The sequence below is a fragment of the Acinetobacter sp. YH01005 genome (genome assembly GCF_013420465.1).
GTDB lineage: Bacteria > Pseudomonadota > Gammaproteobacteria > Pseudomonadales > Moraxellaceae > Acinetobacter > Acinetobacter amyesii.
The window spans coordinates 25,326-31,914 of record NZ_VOYA01000026.1 but is presented as its reverse complement, the minus strand read 5'-3'; the positions used below and the strand labels follow the sequence as shown (position 1 = coordinate 31,914).

Genomic DNA, 6,589 nt, shown 5'->3' with positions numbered 1-6,589 from the left:
AGCTCGGCTATTCTGCCATCCTCCAAACGTTCTATTTCATTCTTCTCATGACCTCAGGCATACTGCGGTCATGAATACGCTGCCAGATTTAAGCCAACTGACCCATGAACAACTGCTGGAATTCACCAGACAGTTGGCGATGCAGCATCAGTCTCTAGCACAATCAAATCAAGAATTAGAAAAATCAAACCAGCAATTGGATGCCAAAGTTCAACATCTTGAAGTCACCAATCAGCAATTAGATTCTAAAGTTCAACATCTTTCTATTCTCAATCAAAAATACGAGCATGAACTCGCACTATTTAAACAGCACAAATTCGGCAGTAAAAACGAACATCTCACTGCAAAACAAATCCACCTGTGGGATGAAGCGGTTGAAGAAGATATTGCTGCGGTTGATCTAGAACTGGAACGGCTAAATGCAGATAAAACCGATGCAGCGACACAGAAAGCCAAAACCAATAAACCTAAACGTCGACCACTGCCAGATCATCTACACACCATCCGTATTGAGCATGAACCTGCATCAACCCAATGCGCTTGTGGCTGCCAACTCCGTCGTATCGGCGAAGATGTCAGTGAAAAACTGCATTTCAGACCGGCACAGTTCTATAAGGAACAGCATGTGCGTGGTAAATGGGTCTGTGATCAGTGTGACACCCTGACTCAGCAAGCGATGCCCGCCTATGTGATTGATAAAGGCATTGCCAGTCCTGAACTGCTCAGCCATGTGCTGGTATCGAAGTATGCCGATCATTTGCCGCTGTACCGTCAGCGCCTGATCTATCAGCGGGCTGGCATTGATCTGTCCAGATCCACTTTATCTGACTGGATTGGTCGCTGCGGTGTGGAACTGGAGCCTCTGGCTAATGCCTTAAAAGAGGTGGTGCTGCAACAGCAGGTGCTGCATGCAGATGAAACACCAGTCACCATTATGCGGATGGGTGAGAATGAGAAAAAACCGAAGAAAGGTTATGTCTGGGCCTATGCCACCACACAGTACAATCCAGTTCAGGCGGTGATCTATGACTTTCAGGATAGCCGTTCAGGTCAGCATGCTGAAGAGTTCCTGAAAGACTGGCAGGGTCATCTGGTCTGTGATGATTACAGTGGTTATAAAGCACGCTTTAAATCAGGCCAGGTCATTGAGGTGGGCTGCATGGCCCATGCACGTCGTAAATTCCATGAACTGCATGTGACCAAAAAAAGTCAGGTTGCTGAACAGGCATTAGTGCTGATTCAGAAACTGTATGCCATAGAAGCAGAACTCAGGAAAAAGACCGATAGTACAGCAGAACAGCGCCGCGAATATCGGCAACAGCATAGTCAACCGGTGATGCAACAACTGTATGAATGGCTCAACCAACATTATCTGACGGTGCCATCGAGTTCTCCAACTGCCAAGGCGATCAATTACAGCCTAAAACGTTGGCAGGCACTCTGCCGCTATCTGGATGATGGTAATTTGCCTATAGATAATAACTGGATTGAAAATCAGATGCGTCCCTGGGCGTTGGGACGTAAGAACTGGCTGTTTGCTGGCTCGCTGCGCAGCGGCCAACGAGCTGCCAATATCATGACTTTAATCCAGTCAGCAAAGCTGAATGGACTGGATCCGTATGCCTATTTAAGTGATGTGCTGAAAAGGCTGCCGACGCATAAAGTGACCCAAATAGAAGAATTACTGCCACACCGCTGGAAATCCGACCAAAATTAAAAAATAGGCATGGGATTCAGCGGACGCTTACTAATAAAATGACGATGCTTGTCCTTTACGTAGTGCACGCATGACTTCAATACCTTTAATTGTGGCATAAGCAGTCTTCATAGATTTGAATCCTAATGTGGCCCTGATGATTCGCTTTAACTTACCATGATCACATTCAATGACATTATTTTTATACTTAATCTGCCTGTGCTCAATATCTACTGGACATTTTCCTTCTCGCTTTAACCGTGATAAAGCATGGCCATAGGTCGCTGCTTTATCTGTATTGATGACCCGTGGAATTTGCCATTTTTTCACCGTATTGAAGATCTTTCCTAAAAAACAATAGGCTGATTTACTGTTCCGTCTAGCGGAAAGGTAAAAGTCAATCGTATGACCACGTTGATCAACTGCACGATACAGGTAAGTCCATCGCCCCTTCACTTTGATATAAGTCTCATCCATATGCCATGAATGTAAATCTGTAGGGTTACGCCAATACCAGCGTAACCGTTTTTCCATTTCTGGAGCATAACGCTGAACCCAACGATAAATTGTACTGTGATCCACATTTATGCCTCGTTCAGCGAGCATTTCTTGAAGTTCACGATAGCTGATGCCATATTTACAATACCAACGAACAGCCCAAAGAATGATTTCACCTTGAAAGTGCCGACCGTGGAAGGGATTCATCTGCTGTATCTCGAAATAAATAAGATATTTAGCTTATCATGTCAGCCTATTTGCAACAGTGCCTTTGGTTTTGTCATTGGAACATTCTCTCAAGAAAGTTGGTCTCCGACAAACCCGGTACGGTTCAGTCTCAATTTTCACACTTTATGCAACAGAGTCGTTTTTATCCTAAGGTCCTTACCACTTGTATTCTTTACGAACATATATCTAAAAAGTGTAGCAAGTTGCTACACTTTTCGCTAGATCAACTCTTTACCAAAAATATCATTCAGTCTTTCACGAATACTATGGACGAATTCCGGATTACTTTTAAGTTTATGCTTCATATTTCGTTTAAAGTCATTCAACCCCATACCAATTTCAGCAAAATCCATTTGGAATAAAGTGTCATTAATGACAATATTTGCTTGAGAGTCAGTGAGGCATCCTACTTTTTTAAACCACTTCTTGAACTGCTGATAATTTTCATCATTATTAAAAATATACCAAGAACGTACATTCATATCGAATTTAGCCCCTAATTCTTTTACGGATGCATTGTCTTCAAATGGAACATCAAGATAGATTTTTTCAATCACTGCAAATTCATCCAGTGCCTTATCAGCAATCCGATGATGCAGTTTAAAATTCACACCTACAATTGGACGGCCTTTCTTAACGGTTTCATACTCTAACTGTAGATCTGTATTTTCGTTAATTTCTGCCACTATTTTGTCTAATACATAGCGTCTAAAATCTACCCAGCGATCATATTTGGTTTCATTAATATCAATCAGTGCTTTCAAGTTTTCTAAAAGTAATGGCACTTCATAACTCTTTTGATTGGCGTACTTAAATTCGTTTTTAATGAAATAAGTATAAAGACTCATACTGGCAACAGAATCTAGGGCAAAAAGATGTTTTAGCTGATAGGTAGTAAAATTACCCCCAGCCAGTTGAGTGAAATACGGCAACACCTCACTGGTAAAACGAATCTGAATCGCATTTTTAGAATCATCTTCCCATCTTAACTCACGGATAATGGGAACGACAGAATGTACTTTTTTAGTCTTTCTCTTACCATTATCAGCTGGCTCCTCAATAATAAAATGAGCTACCCGGGATGAAAGCTCTTTATAAATCCGATCTATTGCAACATTAATTGAATTACGTTTATTTAATCCTAGTAAATCTGCCAAATCATCCTTATACAAATAAATATAAGTTTGTTCGGTAATTTCACCATCTACCCTATTTTTCTCACTATAATTCGCAACCGCCATTGCATATAAAAGTGCCTTATATTCATTGGCTGATAATTCGATTGGGCGAATTAAACGGTTACTGGTACTGACAACGCCATTATGGCGAATGTTGCCTATACAGTAAGGAATATAATTCGATTCTTCTTGCAATGGTTCAGATTCTGTCATAACCGTGATATTTATAATTTAACTTAGTTTTTATATACAAAAGTGGAAAAACTTTCAAGACTTTCACCACAATATTCTAAAAGTGGAAAGTTTGTCATCAAAAAGAAGCATTTTAGCCGATTTCCTGCACTTAAAGTGGAATTAATTATAATCTTTCCACCCCATGATGACAGACCTTCCACCTTTAGTCTCGAAATTACAGTTCAGAAGGTCTATTTTTACTTTTTTCATTCAGGTCTAGTTAGGTTAAGTCAGATAAAAACCCTGATGTGACAAGGCTTCCACCTTTTTGTTAGATTTAAAAGGTATAACTGCACATATAATCATCAGGAAATATCCAATAAAAACAGATTATCCACAGGTTAAGAAGATACAGTGACAATCTTTCCACCTTTAAAGCTTAGTTATGAGACTTTATTAACAGCTTAAATATTTGTTTTTTAAATTATTTTTAAATAAAAATAGCAGTTATAAAAATAGTAGTGACAAACCTTCCACCCTAGTGACAGACCTTCCACTTTATAGTGACAAACCTTCCACTTTATAGTGACAGACCTTCCACTTTACGGTGACAGACCTTCCACTTTATAGTGACAAACCTTCCACTTTATAGTGACAAACCTTCCACTTTTAAAGTTACAAGCACTTGTTTTATATAATAAAAATATGATCCTAATTATTAATTAGCTAAATAACTAATTATTCTAATTTTTAATTAAGCTAGCTTAGTTAAAAATTTATTTTTTAAGTTGTTTTACAGCTGAATAAATAGGATTTATAAATTTAAAAACTATAGTAAGATGAATGAAAGTTATTTATATTACTAAACATTGAAATAAGGAAGCATCTGACACGCATGTCTGCAAAAATTATTACTGTTGCTAACCATAAAGGCGGATGTGGCAAAACAACGACTGTTGTACACCTAGCCTCAGAACTTGCCAATCTTGGCTACAAAGTTTTAGTCATTGATTTAGATCCTCAAGCAAACGCAAGTTTACACATTGGGATCCAACATCCAAGCGAAATTGCTGTCACTACAGCAGAATTACTAGTGGGCGATATTTCGTTGTTGGCAGATGCATTACAAGAAGAAACGAACTTTGAAAAAGTATCATTAATTTATGGTTCCTTAAATTTAGGAAAAACTGAAGATCAACTAAAAGAAGAAGCTCCCCGTCCTTCTGAAGAGTTAAATATCAAGTTAAAACTATTAAAAGATCTTTATGATTTTATATTGATCGACTGTCCACCTAGCCTTAAATTATTAACAAGCAATGCCTTGGCATCTTCAACACATGTCATTATCCCTATCGAATCAGGATCACAATATGGATTGTATGGGGTAACAGATCTTTTAAATCATCTTGAAAAAATCAAACGTATTAATCCAGATTTAGAGCTTTTAGGCGCTTTACTAATTAAGCATGATGAACGTCAGAATGTCTGTAAGCTGATTCGGGATGAAGCCTTGAAACAGGTAGGTAAAATTTTAGAAACCACAATTCCTCAAAGTACTAAAGTCAATCAAGCAGCGATTCTGCAACAACCACTTTTGAAAGTAGAAAAAAATTCAAAAGTACGTAAGGCTTTTGAAAGCCTTGCCAATGAAATTGTAGTGAAAATTAAAACCTGAGAGCATTATGGCAAGCACCAAAGAGCTTTTAGCTCAGAAACTGAAACAGAATACAGAAAAACATCAGCAAGCACAGAAAGACAATATTAAAGAGCCGAAAGAGTTTAGACGTAATGTCCCTATTGAGGATATCAGCCGAAGTCCAAACCAGCCGCGTAAAATATTTGAAGAGTCACAGTTAAAAGAACTGGCGGATTCTATTAATGAAATCGGCCTTTTGCAGCCCATTACAGTGCGTAAACTGGATAATCTGAAATATGAACTGATTGCAGGCGAGCGACGCTTACGGGCACATCAATTACTCGGAAAGTCTGTGATTGAAGCCATTATAATTGATGCAAATAATGTAGAAGCATCTTTGTTAACCCTGGCAGAGAATTTAAAGCGTCAGGATCTGACAGATTATGAGATTTTTATTGGCCTGAACTCACTTGATGAGAAATTAAAGAAAAACAAGCAACGTTTAGCCAATTCACTGGGTTTAAATCGCGAAGATATGTACAAGTATTTAGCATACGAAAAACTGCCGCAAGCAATTTTAAATGACCTTGATGTGGAACCAGGCTTGCTAGGCCGTACTGCTGCAACTGCATTCAAAAAATTTCTATCGGATCATCTTGAACAACTCTCTGAAGCCGAAGTGGCCTTACTCGGAGCTTGGGAAAAATTAAAAGACAAAAAACTCGAGCAAAGCAAAGTTACTACTTATGCTGAAAAACTATTGAGTCAGAATCCAGAAAAACTGACCACAACATCCGTGGTCAGAAAAATTGAATATGCCGGTAAGATTGCGGGGAATATCAAACTGAATCAAAAACAGCTTAAGGTTTCTCTGAATATCTCGGAAATTGACGAAGCCAGTCTCTTACAATTAGAAGATTTCTTAAAACAGCTGATTCAAAAAAGCGAAAAAGTGTAGCAAGTTGCTACACTTTCTTAGCACCCTGAAACTAATTACATCCTCATGCATTATTGAAATTTATTTTCTTAAGTATGCTTCTTTACATTTGGTCTTTGAGAGTACTGTTACTTCGGACTGAGATTAAATTCTGCCTTTCTTCTTGTGGAGTAGTTTTATATTTATCCGGAAATATTATATATGTCCATATAAGCACTCCCAGTTTTCAGGTTTTGTATCAA

At 38.4% G+C, this 6,589-nt stretch carries 5 protein-coding genes; 3 read left to right on the top strand and 2 right to left on the bottom strand.

The features are described from left to right. Positions 1–70 precede the first annotated feature (70 nt). Entirely contained in the window at positions 71–1,717 is a 1,647-nt protein-coding gene (locus FTT72_RS14215) for an IS66 family transposase (protein ID WP_180178578.1), read from the top strand. A gap of 30 nt (positions 1,718–1,747) precedes the next feature. Here FTT72_RS14215 and FTT72_RS14210 read toward each other — a convergent pair whose 3' ends face one another. After that, positions 1,748–2,401 (bottom strand): IS6 family transposase, encoded by a 654-nt coding sequence (locus FTT72_RS14210; RefSeq protein WP_180178577.1) that lies wholly within the window; start codon positions 2,399–2,401, stop codon positions 1,748–1,750. Between the two features lie 239 nt (positions 2,402–2,640). After that, positions 2,641–3,813, bottom strand: coding sequence for a replication initiation protein (locus tag FTT72_RS14205; protein WP_127800989.1), 1,173 nt, complete (start codon positions 3,811–3,813; stop codon positions 2,641–2,643). Positions 3,814–4,669: 856 nt separating this feature from the next. On the opposite strand from FTT72_RS14205, the gene FTT72_RS14200 reads away from it, so the two are divergent. Together FTT72_RS14200 and FTT72_RS14195 are read left to right on the top strand one after the other, a co-directional pair. Further along, positions 4,670–5,449: a ParA family protein gene (locus tag FTT72_RS14200; RefSeq protein ID WP_179990956.1), complete on the top strand. Its 780-nt coding sequence runs from the start codon at positions 4,670–4,672 to the stop codon at positions 5,447–5,449. A 7-nt stretch (positions 5,450–5,456) separates the two neighbouring features. Then, positions 5,457–6,368, top strand: a complete 912-nt coding sequence (locus FTT72_RS14195) for a ParB/RepB/Spo0J family partition protein (protein WP_119879449.1) — start codon at positions 5,457–5,459, stop codon at positions 6,366–6,368. Positions 6,369–6,589 lie beyond the last annotated feature (221 nt).

Bases quoted from the DNA above. Each gene is read 5' to 3' on its own strand.
- FTT72_RS14205 (WP_127800989.1), bottom strand. From the start codon at position 3,813: ATGACAGAATCTGAACCATTGCAAGAAGAATCGAATTATATTCCTTAC.
- FTT72_RS14210 (WP_180178577.1), bottom strand. From the start codon at position 2,401: ATGAATCCCTTCCACGGTCGGCACTTTCAAGGTGAAATCATTCTTTGG.
- FTT72_RS14200 (WP_179990956.1), top strand. From the start codon at position 4,670: ATGTCTGCAAAAATTATTACTGTTGCTAACCATAAAGGCGGATGTGGC.
- FTT72_RS14215 (WP_180178578.1), top strand. From the start codon at position 71: ATGAATACGCTGCCAGATTTAAGCCAACTGACCCATGAACAACTGCTG.
- FTT72_RS14195 (WP_119879449.1), top strand. From the start codon at position 5,457: ATGGCAAGCACCAAAGAGCTTTTAGCTCAGAAACTGAAACAGAATACA.